The organism is Chloroflexota bacterium (genome assembly GCA_026710945.1).
In the GTDB taxonomy this organism is placed as follows: Bacteria; Chloroflexota; UBA11872; order VXOZ01; family VXOZ01; genus VXOZ01.
The window spans coordinates 49,667-67,956 of the sequence record JAPOQA010000028.1 but is presented as its reverse complement, the minus strand read 5'-3'; the positions used below and the strand labels follow the sequence as shown (position 1 = coordinate 67,956).

The 18,290-nt window shown below is 59.0% G+C and carries 17 protein-coding genes; 7 read left to right on the top strand and 10 right to left on the bottom strand.

The genetic code is table 11. From position 1 onward, the window contains the following. The first annotated feature begins 32 nt into the window (after nt 1-32). Complete coding sequence (locus tag OXE05_05695) at nt 33-875, top strand: amidohydrolase family protein (protein ID MCY4436812.1); 843 nt, start codon at nt 33-35, stop codon at nt 873-875. Between the two features lie 361 nt (nt 876-1,236). Here OXE05_05695 and OXE05_05690 read toward each other — a convergent pair whose 3' ends face one another. From OXE05_05690 to miaB, 5 genes are all read right to left on the bottom strand, one after another. Next, complete coding sequence (locus tag OXE05_05690) at nt 1,237-1,692, bottom strand: sulfite exporter TauE/SafE family protein (GenBank protein MCY4436811.1); 456 nt, start codon at nt 1,690-1,692, stop codon at nt 1,237-1,239. Continuing rightward, complete coding sequence (locus tag OXE05_05685; protein ID MCY4436810.1) at nt 1,689-2,171, bottom strand: sulfite exporter TauE/SafE family protein; 483 nt, start codon at nt 2,169-2,171, stop codon at nt 1,689-1,691. Before OXE05_05685 ends, OXE05_05690 begins: the two co-directional genes overlap by 4 nt. A 404-nt stretch (nt 2,172-2,575) precedes the next feature. Continuing rightward, nucleotides 2,576-3,580, bottom strand: a complete 1,005-nt coding sequence (locus tag OXE05_05680) for a hypothetical protein (protein MCY4436809.1) — start codon at nt 3,578-3,580, stop codon at nt 2,576-2,578. A gap of 171 nt (nt 3,581-3,751) precedes the next feature. Further along, nucleotides 3,752-4,750 (bottom strand): Gfo/Idh/MocA family oxidoreductase, encoded by a 999-nt coding sequence (locus OXE05_05675; protein MCY4436808.1) that lies wholly within the window; start codon nt 4,748-4,750, stop codon nt 3,752-3,754. Nucleotides 4,751-4,991: 241 nt separating this feature from the next. Further along, the gene (gene miaB / locus OXE05_05670) at nt 4,992-6,287 is read right to left on the bottom strand and encodes a tRNA (N6-isopentenyl adenosine(37)-C2)-methylthiotransferase MiaB (protein MCY4436807.1); all 1,296 of its coding nucleotides are present in this window, start codon (nt 6,285-6,287) and stop codon (nt 4,992-4,994) included. Between the two features lie 177 nt (nt 6,288-6,464). On the opposite strand from miaB, the gene OXE05_05665 reads away from it, so the two are divergent. Then, the gene (locus tag OXE05_05665; protein ID MCY4436806.1) at nt 6,465-6,884 is read left to right on the top strand and encodes a hypothetical protein; all 420 of its coding nucleotides are present in this window, start codon (nt 6,465-6,467) and stop codon (nt 6,882-6,884) included. Then, nucleotides 6,812-7,648, top strand: a complete 837-nt coding sequence (gene amrB, locus OXE05_05660; GenBank protein ID MCY4436805.1) for an AmmeMemoRadiSam system protein B — start codon at nt 6,812-6,814, stop codon at nt 7,646-7,648. The genes OXE05_05665 and amrB overlap by 73 nt, the downstream gene beginning before the upstream one ends. 950 nt (nt 7,649-8,598) lie before the next feature. Here the strand turns inward: amrB and OXE05_05655 are convergent. Then, nucleotides 8,599-9,363 carry an SDR family oxidoreductase gene (locus OXE05_05655; protein ID MCY4436804.1) on the bottom strand — a complete coding sequence of 255 codons (765 nt, stop codon included), beginning with the start codon at nt 9,361-9,363 and terminating at the stop codon, nt 8,599-8,601. A 706-nt stretch (nt 9,364-10,069) separates the two neighbouring features. Here OXE05_05655 and OXE05_05650 point away from each other — a divergent pair. Continuing rightward, nucleotides 10,070-10,501, top strand: coding sequence for a hypothetical protein (locus tag OXE05_05650; GenBank protein MCY4436803.1), 432 nt, complete (start codon nt 10,070-10,072; stop codon nt 10,499-10,501). On the opposite strand, the gene OXE05_05645 is transcribed toward OXE05_05650, so the two are convergent. Further along, the gene (locus tag OXE05_05645; protein ID MCY4436802.1) at nt 10,488-10,874 is read right to left on the bottom strand and encodes a hypothetical protein; all 387 of its coding nucleotides are present in this window, start codon (nt 10,872-10,874) and stop codon (nt 10,488-10,490) included. The genes OXE05_05650 and OXE05_05645 overlap by 14 nt on opposite strands. 661 nt (nt 10,875-11,535) lie before the next feature. On the opposite strand from OXE05_05645, the gene ileS reads away from it, so the two are divergent. The 3 genes from ileS to OXE05_05630 all read left to right on the top strand — a co-directional run bounded on the left by ileS (nt 11,536) and on the right by OXE05_05630 (nt 15,529). Continuing rightward, the gene (gene ileS / locus OXE05_05640) at nt 11,536-14,706 is read left to right on the top strand and encodes an isoleucine--tRNA ligase (GenBank protein ID MCY4436801.1); all 3,171 of its coding nucleotides are present in this window, start codon (nt 11,536-11,538) and stop codon (nt 14,704-14,706) included. A gap of 361 nt (nt 14,707-15,067) precedes the next feature. Beyond that, on the top strand, nt 15,068-15,358 hold the full coding sequence (locus OXE05_05635; protein MCY4436800.1) for a hypothetical protein: 291 nt from the start codon (nt 15,068-15,070) through the stop codon (nt 15,356-15,358). Between the two features lie 45 nt (nt 15,359-15,403). Next, complete coding sequence (locus OXE05_05630; GenBank protein ID MCY4436799.1) at nt 15,404-15,529, top strand: hypothetical protein; 126 nt, start codon at nt 15,404-15,406, stop codon at nt 15,527-15,529. Between the two features lie 124 nt (nt 15,530-15,653). Here the strand turns inward: OXE05_05630 and OXE05_05625 are convergent, their stop codons facing one another. The 3 genes from OXE05_05625 to recO all read right to left on the bottom strand — a co-directional run bounded on the left by OXE05_05625 (nt 15,654) and on the right by recO (nt 18,188). After that, the gene (locus OXE05_05625; protein ID MCY4436798.1) at nt 15,654-15,929 is read right to left on the bottom strand and encodes a hypothetical protein; all 276 of its coding nucleotides are present in this window, start codon (nt 15,927-15,929) and stop codon (nt 15,654-15,656) included. A gap of 127 nt (nt 15,930-16,056) precedes the next feature. Then, the gene (locus OXE05_05620) at nt 16,057-17,394 is read right to left on the bottom strand and encodes a glycine--tRNA ligase (protein ID MCY4436797.1); all 1,338 of its coding nucleotides are present in this window, start codon (nt 17,392-17,394) and stop codon (nt 16,057-16,059) included. Between the two features lie 11 nt (nt 17,395-17,405). Then, nucleotides 17,406-18,188 carry a DNA repair protein RecO gene (gene recO / locus OXE05_05615; GenBank protein MCY4436796.1) on the bottom strand — a complete coding sequence of 261 codons (783 nt, stop codon included), beginning with the start codon at nt 18,186-18,188 and terminating at the stop codon, nt 17,406-17,408. Between the last annotated feature and the right edge of the window lie 102 nt (nt 18,189-18,290).

The following is an 18,290-nucleotide window of genomic DNA, read 5'->3' as shown; positions in this document are numbered from 1 at the left end:
GCGCGTCGCCGCACTTGAGAATGGTAGGTAGCATGATTGTAGACGTACACTCGCACATGGCAGATTCGACGCTTCATCTTAGTGATGAGTTCAAGTCCGATCTCGATGCATCGTGGAAAGACCATACTATTCACGCGCCGCCGGAGGTGCACCGGCAAGAAGCAGTCGCCGACGTGGACGCTGTCATCGTCTTTCCGCTCAACGCGCCGTACAGCGGCATTGTGGTGCCCAACGAATACGTGGCCGACTATGTGCGCGGGGCCGGTGAGAACGTTATCGGCTTTGCGAGTGTCGACGCCAACGATGTGGATGCCCCCGACCAGCTTGAACATGCGGTCAAGCAACTCGGTCTGCGCGGCCTCAAGATCGGCCCAATCTACCAGGGCTACGATCCACTTTCCGCTGGGGCGCTCGCCATGTTTGCGAAAGCCGAGGCGCTCAGCACTCCCGTGATGTGGCACCATGGCACGACCTTTGTGCGCAAAGCGCCGCTGAGGTTCGCCCAACCCTGGCAGGTGGACGAGGTTGCTATTCGCTTTCCCGATCTCAAGATCATCGTGGCGCACATGGGACATCCCGGTGTCGGAGAGACCGTCTCTGTCGTGCGCAAGCAGCCGAACGTCTTCACCGACATCAGCGGACTCTATCCCCGCCCTTGGCAGTACTATAACGCGCTCATGACTGCCGTCGAATACGGCGCTACGCACAAGTTGCTCTTCGGCACGGACTTCCCACTCTTCTCCGCCGCTGACACGATGGCCGGGCTACGCAATGTCAACGCGCTGGTAGAAGGCACCGCGCTCCCGCGTGTGCCGGAGGACGTCATCGAGGGGATTATCCACCGCGAGAGCCTGGCGCTGCTGGGACTGGAGTAGGTAGTCTCTTTTTCGGCACGAAAGTTGGCCAGTGCCAGGTTGCTTGCACGTGCGTGCTCATCCTGTTCGCTGAAGACCGAATGCTTTGAACATTCGTGTTGAGGGTCGCGCAAAGCTCCTGCTAAAGCATGAGCGGGAGACCGTGGAAATTGGTGGGCAGCGCTTACCAGACCCCGTTCGCCCTGAGCTTGTCGAAGGGTAAACGGGGTCTGGTGTGTTGGCTTACGGGCTTTTCGCACAAGGCGAGTCTCGTGCGAGAACCGGGCTATTGGCTCTCTTGCTCAAGCCGAATGGAAACTACGCTTGAGCCCCATGCGCGACGGATATTGCGCGCAGCGTACTTCTGCGCTATCGGAGTTCGCTAGGTGAGAGGTTCTTCTTCCGGGACCTCTTCCTCGTGCTCCGCAGGCTCTTTGCCAAAGAAGCGCTGCATGATCCAGTCGTTGACGCCCCACGCGCGGATGGCCGAGTAGAGCACCCAGAGACTGAACACCCGCTGTAGGGCGGATTGCGAAAGCTGCTGGGCAATCAAAGCGGCCACCAGGCCGGCGGCAACCGCGCCAATGGCGATAAGAAACACCGGCTTGAGCTTCAGATTCTTCATGCGGTAGTGCGTGAAGGCCCCGGCCAACGTGGTGGGGATCATTACCACGAGCGAAATGCCCTGGCCGATGTGCTGGCCGTACCCCAGAATGAGCACCGCGGCCGGTACCATGATGATGCCGCCGCCGACGCCCATCGTACCGCTGAGCAGCCCCACGCTAAAGCCAATAGCGAGACTTAAGAGAAATACGCTCAGTTCGGGATCGAGCGTCATGCCGCTTCCTCCCGGTGGAACACGAGACTCCAAACCGCCATGACTGCCAACAACACAAAACCGGCAATGAGGATGGCATTGCCCAGCACGGGATGCTGCAAGAGCATGCGCAGGCCCACGGCGGTGAGCAAGACGGCAAAGAGGCGCTTGAGTTGCTTTTGATTAATGCGGTGGGAGATGCGCACGCCGATGGGCGCCGCAAGCACGGCGCTGATCATGAAGCCGGCGCCCGCGATGTACGCCGGCACGTCGTTTCCCGGCGGTTCGTCGCGCGGCCACAGGGCATAGACGAGAGACGCAGCTATGGCCGTGGGCACGATGGCGCCCAGGCTGACGGCATGGGCTTGCCGCTGCGACAAAGCCAAATAGGCCGTAATCAACGGAACGATGACAACACCGCCGCCGACACCGGCGAGACCGGACAAGGTACCGCCGGCAATGCCCACGGCAATGTAGCGCCACAGGGGGATGGAGTTCATGGCCCCAAAATACTAGCACGGATAGGACTGTCCTACAACGAATAGACCACGAAGCGATAGCGTAGGACAGCACGTAGGGGCACGACATGTCGTGCCCCTACGCCCTTCGCGCTGACAAGGGTAGGTATTCTATAATCGACTTCACGTGTCATTCCAAACGGAGCGCAGCGGAGTTTCGCTAAGAGCGCGGAATCTAAGGCACAGCCCTGCAAAATCAGCATCTTTAGATTCCGCGAACCCTGTTCGACGCTGCGCTCGAAATGACATTTACATACCCCTGTCAGCGCCCTTCGCGTGAGTGTTCCGGCTGTGCCTGAGGAAGATCTCTGGGTCGCGGCAGCCAGCACTGCCAGGCTGCTGGACTCCGGCGTCCGCCGGAGTGACGGAGAGATTCCACGCTGGTTCTAGCCGGGGCAAAAGACATCGTGCGGCAGGATGCTGAGGCGGAGATCGTGGGCGCCGTCAGCGCGGGCGCACTCGTAGTAAAAGTAGAGCTCATCACCCACCGGCACCACGTCAACATAGCGCACGGAGCACGAGCCGCCACGCGACCGCACCACCGGCCCACCGACGCTCAAGCGCGTGAAGGTGCGTAAGTCAGTGGAGAGCGCCACGCCGCACTGCTCCTCGTAGTTCTCCGAGACATCGGCGGAGCCATCATAAAACGCGACCCACTGCTGCCCGACCCGCACGAGCGAAGAGATGCGGCTGCAATAGCTATCCCAGCCGCGATCGCGGGGCGCGAAGATGTCGCCTTGCCAATCCCAGTTGCGTCCGTCGGCGCTAACGGCCAGCCCCGTGCTCGACTTGGCAATGCCGGTGTTGTAGACGTCGGCGGTGGCATGCATGGCTTCACGGGCGGATTCGTCGGCCACCGGGGGTGAGGGGGCGTAGCTTACAATCATGTGCCACAAGCCACCCACGTTGTAGACGTACGGGTCTTTGACACCCTCGGCGTGGATGTCCGCCGCCGTGAACACCGGCCGGCGGGAGGCGGGATCGAACTGGTCTAGCGTGTCGGCTTCCAGCATATCGATGCGCCAGCGGTTGTCTGCGCTATCCACGAACGACATGAAGAGCAGAAAGCGCCCGTTAGCATCTCTGACGAGACTGCTCTTCTCTACTGAAGGCGAGTTGCCGAAAGCGGTCTTCTCAGCCGACCAGACGGACTCAAAATGCTTGCCGTCTTCACTCCACGCCACGTAGCAGGCAAAGCCGCGGTCGGGCTCCTGTCCGCGCGGGCGCCGCCGCCGGTAGTAGAGATAGAAAACCTTCTCATCCGGCAGGTAGAGCACACACGGCGCGCCGGCCCAGTGGCCGTTCCCAGCCTCCAGCGGCTCCAGCACTACATGTGCCGTTTCAGGATCGAACAGCGTAAGGGGTAGGTGGTAGGTTTTCGCGTCACGCATTGAGTGTGCTTACTAACCTAGCGTTTCTCAAACCGGAGACTTTCTTCAAGAGGGCCTGCGCCTGCTCTCTCCGTCACTCTCGCGCACGTAGGTATGCATCTTTACGTGCCCTGGGCCATCTCAAACGGGGGACAAGCCCCCGCGCTACACGCCGTCGTGGACGTGGCAGCCCTACGCAAAGATCTCATCTTCGATCTCTGCTGGGGTTACCGGTCTATTCTCGGCCGTGGAGCGATTGAAGGCGAGCGTGAGCGCAAGCGTCTTAAGGGCATCATCCAACGGCGACCGTATCAGTGATTCGTCGTCTTCTTCAACCGCGGCCAGAAACGCCTGCGCCATGCGCACCTCCGACGACGGTTCTTCTACAGGGTGGATCTCGGTCCCGCGCGGCGTGATCTGTTGCAGGTCTCGTCCGGAGAAGCGCAGCAATTGCTCTTCACTGACGAGATCGAGCCCCGAACTCTGCGGCAGGCCGAAGAAGAGCGCATACGTCGTCGCCACGCTGCCCACAGCGCCGGTTTTGAAGGCAAATGCACCCGAATAGACATCCCAATTTTGAAAAGACTCATCGTCTTTCCACGCGCTGCGGCCGAACTGTGCGTAAACTTCGTCCACCTCGCCGCCGAAGACCCGGCACAAGTCGAGCAGGTGCGTGGCCTGTTCCACGATCTGGCCGCCGCCCTGGGCGGAATCCAGGTTCCAGGGGACTTTCGGCACGCCTTGATACCACCAGATGCGGGCCAGTCCGAGTTCACGTCCGGCCAAGAGTTCCTGGGCACGGGCAGCCTGACTACCGTACCGGTGCTGGTAGCCGACGCAACAAAGCATACCGCCCTGCTCCACCGCCATGCGAATGCGGCGCGCGTCCAGCACGCTGAGCGCCACCGGCTTTTCCACGAAGATGGCGGCCTTCTGCGTGGCGGCATACTCAACTTGCTCGGCGTGCAAGTTCGGCGGGGTCACAATAAACACGGCATCGGGCTGCTCGGTGTCGAGCATGTCGCGGTAGTCGGCGTAGGTCTCCGCGCCAAACGGTGCCGCGGCCTCTTGAGCGCGCTCTGCGTCCACGTCGCAGATCGCCACAACTTCAGCGTTTTCCACCTGTGCAAGCGCGCGATAGTGCGCCTGCGCGCGGCGTCCCGCGCCAATACCTGCTACCCGCAATTTCATCTGGTCACCTCAGTCTCGTCATCATTTACTTCATGTACATCTGCCCGCAACAGTTCAATAACGCGGAGCAAATCCTAGGGCGGAGCAATGCCTTCGAAAAGTGAGGCGCGACAAGCATCCGTTCGTGCTGAGCCTGTCGAAGTACGTACGAATGCACATCGCTTACCCCACGTACGTTACGCTCTGTCCGTGCGGCGCATGGAGGTTCCCAATGCGGGGTACGCACTCAATCCGAACAGGCTCACGCCACCGCCGTGCCGCGCAGGGAGTACGCCGTCGTCTCGTCAATGTGCACGGGCAGAATCTCGCCCACCAGGTTCTCACGGGGATCGGTGAAGAACGTGATACGGTCGGTGCGAATGCGGCCCCACCACTTGCCGTTCTTTTGGCCTTCCACCAGCACGTCGAGCGTGCGGCCGTGCAGGCGCGCGTTCTTGGCCGAGACAATCCGCTCCTGCAGCGCTTCGACGGCCAGCAATCGTTGATGCTTCTCGTCACGGGGCACGTCGTCGTGCATCTCTTCATCCGCCTTCGTGCCCGGCCGCGGCGAATACATGGCCGTGTGCACTACGTCGAGTTCGAGTTGCTCCAGCATCGCCAGCGTATTCTGGAATTGCGATTCCGTTTCGCCGGGAAATCCCACGATGATGTCCGTCGCGATGGAAGCGTGGGGGATGATGTCGCGAATGCGCGCTACCAGGTCCACGTACCGGCTGGCGGGGGAGCCGCGCTTCATGCGCCGCAGGACCAGGTCATCGCCGCTCTGCACGGCGATGTTGAAGTGCTCGCAGACATTGGGCAAGCTGCCGACCGCTTCGATGATGCGGTCGCTCATGAAGAGCGGATGTGAAGTAAGGAAGCGAATGCGGTCCAAGCCTGGCACTGCGCTGCACGCCGTCAGCAGGTCCGCCAGGTCGGGCCGGCCCTCCAGGTCGCGGCCGTAGTCGTCAACCGTCTGTCCGAGTAGGGTAACTTCCCGCGTGCCGTGCCGCACCAACCAGCGTAGCTCGCGCACAACCTCCGGGATCGGGCGGCTGCGTTCCGGGCCCCGCCGGATCGGCACGATACAGAAGGCGCAGCGCATGTTGCAGCCGTAAATCACCGGCACCCAGCGGCACGGACCGCCCAGCGCCAGCGGCGAACCCTCCAAACAGCCTTCGTCAAGCATGCCCCGGTTGCCGGCTTTCTGTTGGGCGAATTCCAATATGGGTTCGTACTCCACCGGCTTGGTGAAGACGTCCACCTGCGGCAGCCGCGCCTGCAAGCGTTCCAGGCTGTCGTCGCCCACCATACAGCCCATCATCGCGATTCCGAGATCGGGGTTTTTCTTCTTCATGCCGGTAAGCCAGCCGAGCTGACCCAGGGCACGGTCTTCCGCGCTCTGTCGTACGGCGCAGGTGTTCACCACGACCAGATCGGCCTGCATCGGCTCCTCCGCCCACGAGTACCCGAGCGCTTCCAATGAGCCGCCCAGCCGCTCGGAATCGGCCTTGTTCATCTGGCAGCCGTATGTGATTAGGTGATAACGCAGGTCCATGTTTCTCAGCAATCCAATCGTCTTCTCGTTAGACTGCGGCCCTGGCCGCGCCTTCCCATTGTAACAAGCCCCGCTTGAGCCGTGAAGAAAGCGCGTTTTGGCGTTTGCTCGGCCTGCGCAGATTTCCCTATACTAGGGATTTGGCAAAGCTGATCTTAATCTCGTGAGGCGCCCTTGATGTCTCCGCTGGCACAGCCCAAAGTGCGCCCGCTCATTTCAGAGTGGGTACAGGCGAACGGCGATCTTCGTCTCGCGCTGCGCGATCCCGACGAACTGATTGAAGGGACCGTTTTCGTTTCTCCTGCCCTCGCACCCGTGCTCGAACTCTGCGACGGCACGCATTCGCTTGCCGCCATTCAGGCGGCATTGACGCTGCGCTACGGCCTGTCCTTGCCGACTGCCAGGTTGGTATCCCTCATTCAGCAGCTTGATGAGGCCTTGCTCCTGGAGAGCGAACGCGCGGAGACCGCCCGCCGGCGCTCGCCGGCGCTTCGTACCCCGCCGACCCGGACGAGCTTTCGGCAATGTTGGAGGGCTACATCAACGCCGTTGAGCCGCCTGCATGCCCCGATCCGCCTGCCGTGCGGGGGCTTGTAAGTCCCCATATTGACTACGACCGGGGCGGACCAGTCTACGCGCGCACGTGGCAGCACGCGCGGGCAGCCGTGCGGGAGGCGGAGGTTGTTGTCATTCTCGGCACTGATCACGCGGGCAGCCCGGGAACGCTCACGCCGACGCGGCAGGACTACGCCACACCCTGGGGCACGCTGCCCACCGACCAAGACGCGCTAGACCGGTTTGAAGCGGCCTGGGGCGATGACTCTCTCTACGACGAGGAGCTCCACCACCGCAGAGAACACTCCATCGAGCTGGCCGCCGTGTGGTTGCACTTCATGCGTGATGGTGAACCTGTGACGCTGGTACCGATCCTTTGCGGGTCCTTCTTGCCGTTCACTTCAGGCGACACGAGCCCCAAGGACAACTCCAGATTCACCAAGAGCATCGCCGCGCTCGGAGATGCGCTCGCAGGCAGGCGCGTGCTCGTCGTCGCCGCGGCCGACCTGGCCCACATGGGACCGGCGTTTGGCGATCCAAAGCCGCTAGAACAACCGGAGAAAGAGGAGCTTGAAGGCTTTGACCGCACGCTGCTCGATGCCATGTGTCAAGGCGATGCTGCGCGCTTTCTGGGACTCCTGCAGCAGAGCAGGGATAAACAAAAGGTGTGCGGTCTCCCGCCCATCTACGCGGCGCTACAGATGCTTGGGCCCGTAGCGGGACGTGTTGTGGACTACGCGCAGTGTCCGGCTGACGGCTTGGCGGGCTCGGTGGTTTCGGTGGCGGGAGTGGTCTGGACGGACTAAGTCCTGCGAATACCGCGTCCGAAGAGGCGAGCCAGCTCAATGTCATTCCTGTAAATGTCAGGTAATTCGTTGACAGATTTGAGAACAAAAGCAACCTTTCCCAGTGTTAGACATGACTAGTACACATGTCATTCCGAACGAAGCGCAGCGAAGAGAGGAATCTAGTGTGCTGAAGCCGTTAAAGTGCGTTGAGCAGGGACCTTAGATTCCTCGCTCCGCTCGGAATGACATGCACCATCAACTCCTCAGAATGGAAAGCGGATTCTGTCAACGATTTACTCAACGCTTACAATTCCGAGCGGAGCGTCGAACCCTGTTCGCGGAATCTCGGATTCATGCTATGTGTTCCGCGTCAGCGAAACGTCCCGAGATTGGAATAAACGCGGGATGGCCCCGCGTGCAACCTGGCCTTGCATTAAGATGGTTTCCCGCGCGAGCGGGAATCACCATAGTCTTGTCGAGGCCGTACAAGGGAATGAAAGTGAACGTCACTCTTCCCGTACGTGCTGAGCTTGCCTGTCCTGAGCCTGTCGAAGGGTCGAAGCATGTACGGAGAGAGTAGGTCGAAATCTGTTAGTCGCCTCCGCCGTTCACCCTTCGACGATGCTCAGGGCGAACGGCAAGATCGCCTATTTTCATGGTAATGACGGACGACCCGCCCCTCGCGTTACCTACGTACATTCGCTCATTTGTGCGCCTCTTTCAACATACAAATGACGGCGGCTACGGCATTCTGGCCCGCATCTCGATCCGTCACTCCGGCGAAAGCCGGAGTCCAGGGAGGGCTAGGGTGAGAAGCCTCGCTAGCCTGTGAACCGCCTAAGTCCTCTGTCCAAGGAGACGATGGATTCCCGCTTTCGCGGGAATGACGACTGTAGACGACTATTCGCGGGATTGACGGCTAAGAATCAATACCATCGTGGCGGATAGCCAACACAAGCCAGCGATGTCTACCGCGCCAGCCAACCGCCGTCGATGGGCACTATCGAGCCGTGCATGAAGTCCGATTCTGGTGAGGCAAGATAGACAGTCAGCTTGCCGATGTCCTCTGCCGTGCCCCAGCGGCCGGCGGGTGTGCGCAGCCGGATTTCCGGCGCCCGCGCGGGATTCTGCTGCAGCGCTGCCGTCATGTCGGTATCGATATAGCCCGGCGCGATCGCGTTCACGTTGACCCCGTGGGGCGCCCAATCTGTCGCTAGAGCGCGGGTGATGCCGGCTACGCCGTGCTTGCTCGCGACATACGGCGCGATGTGCACCCCGCCCTGAAACGACATGAGCGATGCGATGTTCACGATCTTGCCTCGCTTTTGGGGCACAAAGTAGCGCCCCGCCGCTTGACAGAGAAAGAAGACCGCATGGAGGTTCACTTGCATCACAGTGTTCCAATCTTCCTCAGTGAGCTCCAAGGCAGTCTTGCGACACGTCATGCCGGCGTTATTCACCAAGATGTCGATGCGGCCAAAGTGCGCCGCCGTTTGGTCCACGAGCGCATTCAAGTCTGCCACCGTGGCTGTTGCCAAATCGGCCTGTAATGACAGGTAGCGCCGGCCCGCGGCCTCCACCTGAGCCTGCGTTTCAGTTGAAGCGGAGCGAGAAACGCCCGCCACGTCCGCGCCCGCCTCAGCGAGCGCTTTGGCAATCCCCCGTCCTATGCCCCGGCTCGCGCCCGTGACCAAAGCGACATTGTCAATCAAGTCAAATGAAGGGGTTCTCACGTGTGGGCTCCATTACGGGCAGTGACGCTTAATGGAGGCACGTTGGCTAATTGGCCAAATTCATGCGCTATTGAGAGATGCCACACTTGGCTTGTCTCACCCCCCTCGAAGCAAACTGCATTGGCGATAGGGCCTTCCCAAGTGAAATAGTACAAAGGGCTAGTCCTGGCTAGGGTCACAATTAGATTCAGATTCTTGCCTCCGAGGCATGTGATTGGGATACACTTCTGTTGGTAGTTTGCTCTTGTCGAGCCGCTACCTGAACGGGCTTCAATTGTCGCGATCTTAGCCTTGACCTTTGGGCCATCAGTCGGCCTATGCCAACTATCTAACGTCCATACTACCCTTTATTGTAGAGGAAAGCATGCTCATTGGAACTGCCACTCAGAGGAAAATCTACGAGTGCACTACATTTCACGGATTTGTGAATTGGTTGTTGGTTGGCCTATACCTCCTCACAATCGACGAGATCCGGCTTGGTCGACTCTTGATTGGACTTAGGTTGGCGGACACAACGGTCTAACTCACGCGAGATAATTGCCCATGGTCGAGAAAAATGAGAGACTAGGATAGGACATGATCCAGAGCCTAGTCGGGGCCTACCAAACTCCCCAAGAATGAATTACCTGGCTACATTCAACTTCAGAGTAACTCTATTGGATAGAAGCAGGAGAGTTAGCCAAGGCATGGTAAGGAAATACAGCTAATGCAGTTTGAAAAAGGCCCGCATATTCGCGCTGCCCTAATCTGTGAAACAGTAATTGAACGCAAGGACGGTGTCCTATCGCTAGTCAACATCGTGGATCGAATTGAATTTCAGGCAAGAGGTGTTGACCCCCCGACGGAGATGCCACCTTACGACTTAAATGTGAACTTGGTACTTATGTTAACTGCAGACCAGACGAGGGGAGCACATGCAGTAAAATTGGAATTAGAGGGTGCCAACGGTAGCAAGCAAGAATTGGGTAGTCAAGACCTTCACATGGAACCCGGAAGGATGCAGAATCTAATTGCCAAACTCAATCTGCAACTGGATGAGCCGGGCAGGTATTGGATATGGGTGTACTTCAATGACCAGCCTATGACAAAGGTGCAGTTTGACCTCATCTACTTGCGGGCACAGGCTAACGCGCGATAGCCCATTCTTCATTGCGATTTTGTATATCTGCGCTGTCTGAATTCCCTGGGCGAATCGAAGAAACTTCCCAAACCACCATATTTCCGCCTTGCTCAACGAGTGACTTACTGATCTCAATGCGGCATGTGCGGGCCGGCCGACTTCCACCGAGTGCTTGAAGTTCCAGTTGAACAGCGGATTCCTCAACAGCACCATCCTGTAAAAGGCATAGCATATTCAGAGTGCGTGCCCACACGTTTACACCTAATGCATTCTCACCGACCTCACAGTAACGATCTGCCGCTTCAAGAAGCCAGTGAAACAACTCGTCATGAGACAAGTCTTCAGCTAGATACGCATCAATGCGATCGAATATATCCTTGGATTCTTGCATGACTTCTCGCCTTCCTAGGAAACGTCAAGTTCCGCCAGATGTAATACGCGCTCACTTTAACTGTATGCATTTGTATTGTAAAGCCGCAAGAGGATGTTTAGTTGCTGTCGTTCAAGATGAGTATCGTGCCCCTGCAAACGCAAATCAACTCCCCGGAACGGTAGCGCAAGTTGTATATTACTATGAACGTCTCTCCAGCGGAACCTGTCGTCGCATAGCTATTGTGCACCAATACTTACAGAAAGATGGCAGCCTTGGCGCGAGCGGCAAGCCTGACCCAAAGTGGTTACTTCTATCACGGTGCACGATTCTGGTGCCAACCAAATAGAGCCAGGAAGTTAGTCGAATCCTTTCACACCATCGAAGTTAAGCTAGCAGTGGCCCAATAGAATCGGCGCTGCGCAAAGCAAGCTAACCAATCCCTTTTGGCTTGACGACTGGCATACATCCGTGACAAAATGCCGTGCGTGGGAGCAGCTTGCGTGTGCTGTTGGGGCAGTGTGTTTGCTGCACCGCCACCCTGCGTAATTGACCGTGTACGGGGCATTCCCAAAATCAAGACTGCCCAAATGCAGCTTCTAAAACGTGAAGTGCGACCTAAACCGTCATTGAGGAAGCGCACGCTAACCCCGATGTGGGACAGTCATCCAGGAGGGACGAGGTGGCCGGGTTCAAGGAAGTCAGTAGAGACCTCGATTTTCCCAGTATGGAGCATCGGATCCTCAAGTTCTGGGAGGATACCGCTGCTTTTGAGAAGCTTGTCGCGAAGAATAAGGACAATCCCCGCTGGTCATTCATTGACGGCCCCATTACGGCCAATAATCCCATGGGCGTCCACCATGCCTGGGGACGCACCTATAAGGACATCTACCAGCGCTACAAGGCCATGCAGGGCTATGCCCAGCGCTATCAAAACGGCTTCGACTGCCAGGGGCTCTGGTTGGAAGTCGAGGTTGAACGCGATCTCGGTTTCGATTCGAAGCACGAGATCGAGGAATTCGGCCTCGACAACTTCTCCCGCGAGTGCCGCAAACGCGTGGAACACTTCTCCTCGGTGCAGACGAACCAGTCCATCCGGCTCGGCCAGTGGATGGATTGGGACAACTCGTACTACACCATGGACGATACCAACATCGAGCACATCTGGTACTTCCTGAAGCGCTGCCACGAGAAGGGCTGGCTCTACAAGGGCTGGCGCTCCATGCCGTGGTGTATTCGCTGCGGCACCAGCCTTTCGCAGCATGAGCTGGTCGGCACGGACACGTACCGCGAAGTCACGCATCCGAGTATCACGTTGCGGCTGCCGGTAAAGGGACGTGACAACGAGTACTTCATGGTGTGGACGACCACGCCGTGGACGTTGGCCGCCAACACCGCGCTGGCCGTGCATCCCGACCTCACCTACGTCGCTGCCGAAGCCAATGGCAATACCTACTACCTCTCCAAGGGGACTCTCGAGAGCGTTGGCCGCGGCAAGCTCAACGCCGTGCGCGAATTCAAAGGCGAAGAACTGGTGGGCCTGGAATATGTCGGCCCCTGGCATGAGTTGCCCGCCCAGCAAGGTTTCTCTACCAAGGTCGTTGGCTGGGACATCGTCGGCGAGGAAGAGGGCACCGGCATCGTCCATATCGCGCCGGGCTGCGGCGCGGAAGACTACGAGCTTTCGCAGGAGCACGGGCTCCACGTCATCGTGCCCATCGACGGCGACGGCAACTACGGCGACGGCTTCGGCCCGCTCGCCGGGCGCAATATCACCGAGACCAACGAACCGATCTTCGCCGCCCTGGAAGAAGCCGGCATCGTCTACCGCATAGAGGACTACACGCACCGCTATCCCGTGTGTTGGCGCTGTGGGGAAGAGGTCGCCTTTCGTCTGGTAGAAGAATGGTTCATCTCCGCTGAGGAAATCCGTGAGCGTATGCTGGCGGAAAACCAGACCGTCGACTGGGTGCCTGAATACGGCGGGAAGCGCATGGACGACTGGCTGAATAACATGGGGGATTGGTGCATCTCGCGCAAGCGCTTCTGGGGTCTGCCGCTGCCGTTCTACCACTGCGAGGACTGCGACCACGTCACAATTGTCGGCACGGTGCAAGAGCTTGAAGAACGGGCATTAGACGCGGCATTAGTGCGGGCGCTGCCGGAGCTACATCGTCCGTGGATCGATGAGATAACTATTCGTTGCGAGAAGTGCGATGGCGAGACCGCGCGTATCCCGGAGGTCGGCGATTGCTGGCTCGATGCCGGTATTGTGCCGTTCTCCACACTCGGCTACCTGGAAGGCAGCGCCGAGTGGGGCAAGTGGTACCCCGCTGACTTCATCAGCGAGATGCGCGAGCAGATCCGCCTGTGGTTCTACGCGCTTGCCTTCATGAGCGTCACCCTGGAAGACGTCCGCGCTTACCGTAACGTGCTCATCTACGAAAAAGTCAATGACGAGCATGGTAGACCAATGCACAAGAGCCACGGCAACGCCATCTGGTTCGACGATGCCGTGGAACAGATGGGCGCCGACGTCATGCGCTGGCTGTATTGCGAAAGCAACACCCAACAGAACTTGAACTTCGGGTACGGCGTGGCCCAAGACGTGAAGCGACGCCTGCTGCTCTTCTGGAATGTCTATAATTTCTTCGTAACGTATGCCCGCTTGGAGGACTTCGATCCCACCAGTGTCAGTGTGCCCCTCGAAGTGCGTTCAATCCTGGACCGCTGGATCATTGCGCTGCTCCACAAGCTGGTGCGGGACGTAACCGCCGACTTGGAGCGTTTTGACGCCTACAGCGTTTCCCGGCGTGTGAACGATTTCATCGAGCAGTTGTCCACGTGGTACGTGCGTCGCGGCCGCCGCCGCTATTGGAAGTCCGGTCAGGACCGCGACACCCTCTCGGCATACCAGACGCTCTACGAAGTGCTGACCACCTTCACGCGCACAATCGCGCCCATCATGCCGTTCCTCAGTGAAGAGGTGTACCAGAACCTCGTCCGCGCGGTAGATAGCGACGCGCCGGAGAGCGTGCACCACACCGAGTGGCCGCGCTACAATGCATCGCTCATCGATGAAGATCTGCTCGCCCACATGGAACTGGCGCAGCGCATCGTCAGCCTCGGCCGCGCCGCGCGCAGCACCAGCAAGATCAAGGTGCGACAGCCACTGCCGGAGATGCTGGTGCACGTGAAAACCGCTGACGAGCAGACAGGGCTCGAACGCTTGCAGGAACACATCCTCAGCGAACTGAATGTAAAGGCGCTGCGTTTCGTTGGACCAGAAGAGGAGCTGGTGACATACGAACTCAAACCGCGCTTCAAACTGCTCGGCCCCAAGTATGGCAGGCAGGTCAAGGCAATCGCGGCGGCGTTGGGCCGGAGCGACGCGCAGGCCGGCGCGCGGCTCGTTGCCCATGGCAAGCCCGTCACGGTAGAGGTGGAGGGAGAGCAAATCGAGCTCCAGCCGGAAGAAGTGGACGTGCAGGCCCGTGAGCGGGCAGACTACAGCGTGGCCACTGAAGAAGGGTACTTGGTGGCGCTCCATACGGAGATCTCACTCGATCTCGAACGGGAAGGCATGGCGCGAGAACTCATCCATCACGTCCAGAACTTGCGGCGCGCGGCGAACTTCGACCTTTCCGATCGCATCGTGACCTACGTGGGTGTAACCGACGGGGAGGCGGATCAAGCGAATGTGTCAGCCATGCTGGACGCCCACAGCGATGCCGTGGCCCAGGAGACGCTCTCCATGCGCGTTGAATCAACGCATGGGCCGGATGAGGCGCATCAAGAGACCGTTGACCTCAACGGCATATCTGTGAAGCTTGGTGTGGTACGTGCATCATAACCGGACGCGGTTAGCGGGCGTTCTGGAGGGCGACGCTCTCAAACCGGTGTGAGACTTCCCGCAAGAAAATGGGACGAAGAAAACCAGCGTGAGTAGAATCTTAAGCAAGCAGGACATCTGAAGGGGGCTCTGCACAATCAATACCAAAGCGGGAATGTCCTCTCTCCCAGCGGAGACCTTTGCATAACCCTTGGCGGAGCGGGAAAATCCCATCTCCCGCCGGGAGAAGGTTAGAGCCTGCCCCGTACTCGATACAAAGTATCGACATGATACAGGGGTGAGGGAGAACCAGCGCGGGCCAGTCCGAATTTACGACAAAGTTACTTTATGTGACGAGTTCCATTGAGAAAGGAAGAAGATCATGGCTGAGAGTGCGCAGACGCTACCACGAATTTTCAAGTGGTTTGGGGAGGGCAAATTCGCCGCCTCCGGCTTCCCCGAGACTGAGGAAGAGCTATCCGCGGTGGCGGAGCAAGGCATCAAGCACATCGTCGCCGCCTCGCGCAAGGCGCCGGATACGGCGACCATCGAACGCCTCGGCATGACCGTGGACAACTTTAGCGGCGTCAGCAGCGACGTGGCGACGCTCGATGCCGCGGTGGAGTCCCTGCACGCGGCTGCACTGCGCGACGACAAAGCCCTCATTCACTGAGGCTCCGGTTTCGGCGGGGCCGGTACGGTCCTGGCAGGATACTTGGTGAAGTACGAAGGCTACGCTCCGGCGGACGCAGTGCAAGCGCTGCGCGACTTCCGCCCGGGCGACTTGAAAGGCGGCGAGGTGGTTGAATTCATCGCCGAGTACGCGGAGAGTATAAACTCTTAGGTGATCTACGCGCCCAATTTGAGAAGGAGAGAAGCCCGCTACTCTGCATATAGCGGGCTTCTTTCATGAAATCTGTTCGATCGATTTTGGTTAGTTTAGGGCACATGTGTGAAGGACTCGGCCCCTATCTCGGAATGAGTTCCAGTGCCGCCAGCACACCTGCCAAGGCTACAAACAGCAGCACAAGTTGAATCGTCAATTGGTTAAAGCGTTTCTCCAATTGGCTAAAGCGCTTCTCAATCCGCAACTCCAGTGCTTGCAGTTCCGTCCTCAAGCCTGCCTTCGTTACGAGTTCACCGTGCTCCGCACTTACTAGGCCAACAAGCACTTCAGCTTGGGCCTCTTCGAAGCCGACCCCCGTAAGAGTCTTCACTGCCTTGCGGGTGTCAAGCACTGCCATTTGTCGCTCTCTTCAGCGATTTCCATGTGCCGGATTTGCCATCAGTTTAGCACACGCTATTGGGCCAGCAGTTTGAACAAGACAGCTCAATTGCATGTCAATTAGCATGAATGGCACAAGTCGCATCTCAGTCGCTCGGCACATCGGGATTGGGCTCCGGCCGGATGTGCTGCGCGAGAAACGCCACGAGTTCGCCAACCGGCACGCGTTCCTGCTCCATGCTGTCGCGGTGGCGCACGGTTACCGTCTTGTCGTCTTTGGTATCAAAGTCCACGGTAATGCCGAACGGCGTACCAACCTCATCCTGCCGCCGGTAGCGGCGGCCGATGCTGCCGCTTTCGTCGTAGAAGACGTCCCAGTGCAACTGCAGCTCCGCCACGATCTCTTTGGCGATGTCCGGCAGCCCGCCCTTCTTCACCAGCGGCAAGACCGCCGCCTTGATAGGCGCGAGATAAGGATGGAACCGCAGCACGACCCGTGAATCACCCTTGGCGTCAACGTCTTGGTCGTAGGCGTCGAGCAGAAACGTAAGGAGCGCGCGATCAGCCCCGGCGGCGGGCTCGATGACGTAGGGGGAGACGTGCTCCTTCTGCTGTTCGTCGTAGAAGGTAAGGTCTTGTCCGGTGGCCTCGCTGTGACTGCGCAGGTCGTAGTCGGTGCGGTTGGAAATGCCTTCCAACTCACCCCAGCCGAACGGAAACTGGTACTCGATGTCCCAGCAGTATTTGGCGTAGAAGGCCAGCTCGTCATCTCCGTGCTGACGCAAGCGCAGGTTCTCCTCTTTCACCCCGTAGGCGACGTACCATTGGCGCCGCGCTTCCAGCCAGTAGGCGTGCCAGTGGTCGTCGGTGCCCGGCTCGCAGAAGAATTCCAGTTCCATCTGCTCGAACTCACGCTGGCGGAAAATGAAGTTGCCGGTGGTTATCTCGTTGCGGTACGACTTGCCGATCTGGGCAATGCCGAAGGGCAGCCGCTGCCGCGACGAATTCAGCACGTTCTTGAAGTTGACGAACATGCCCTGCGCGGTTTCCGGACGCATGAAGGCAACGGCAGAGTCATCTTCCACAGGACCGACGTGCGTTTTGAACATGGTGAGGAAGCGGCGTGGGTCCGTGAACTCGCCGCCGCAATTTGGGCACGAGTCACCTTCGAGATGATCGACGCGGAAGCGCTGGTGGCAACTCGTGCAATCTACCAGCGTATCGGCGAAGTGGGAGGCATGGCCGGTAGTCTGCCACACGCTGGGGTTCATGATGACCCCGGTCTCCACGCCGACGACGTTCTCTCTCGTACGGACGGTATTGTGCCACCACGCTTCGCGCACGTTGCGTTTCAAGGCGATGCCCAGCGGCCCGTAGTCCCAAAAGCTCTCGAAGCCACCGTAGATCTCACTGGAGGGATACACGAATCCCCGGCGCTTGCATAGGCTTACAATCTCTTCCATGGTGTCGGATTTCTTTGCCAACGTGATTCCCTTCACGACTGTGTTTTCAACGCGCGCATACGCTCCAGAAAGGGCGTGGTTTTTAGGTCCTGCTCAGCGACATAGCGCACAAAGGCATCTGCGGTCTGTTCCAGTTGGGTGGTTGTAGCTGAGTCTGCCTGCAGGCGCTCAACGGTGTGCAGCGGCTCTTGTGCCAACCAGCGGAGGCACTTGATAGCACGAACCGTTAGCGGCGACCCGGAGGCGCCGCCACACGCAGCGCACACGGCCCCACCGCTATCCGGGCGCACCTGGATACGCGCAGCCGCAGACGCCCCCGCCGCTGAGAGTGGATTGCCGCACCGCGCACAGTCTTGAAACTGGGCCTGATACCCAAGGGTCGCCAGTAGTTGTAGTTTATAGGCTACCAAGACCAGCGGCAAGGCGGCCGTAACCGCCAGGGCGCTCAGCGCCTTGATGAGCAAGATGAACTCCCCATGCGCTTCCACTTCCTCTTCGACCAGAATGTGCGCGGCCTCGACGGCTTGGTAGGCGTAGGGCAAACGTGCGAGATCGGTGCGCAATTGTGGGAACGTCTGCACGGTTTCCGCCTGCACCACCAGGTCCAGACTGCGACGGCGCACCACGAAGACCTTGGCTAACGTAAAGAGTTCCAGGTGCCCCGCCATGCGGCTGGTAGGGCGGCGCACACCTTTGGCTACGACGTTGAGGCGTCCCCGATCAGGCGTAAGGAGGGTTAGCCGTCTATCGGCCTCGTGAAAGTCCGTCCGGCGCAGGACGAGCGCTTCCGCGATGTACGTTCGTTCATTTGCCATGAAATCTCAACGTCTTTCACCGGAAGGGAGTACTGCCTTGGTGTGCGTACCGCAGGTGGATGCTGCAAGGAATCGGTCGCTCATTCTTCTCAAAACGACACA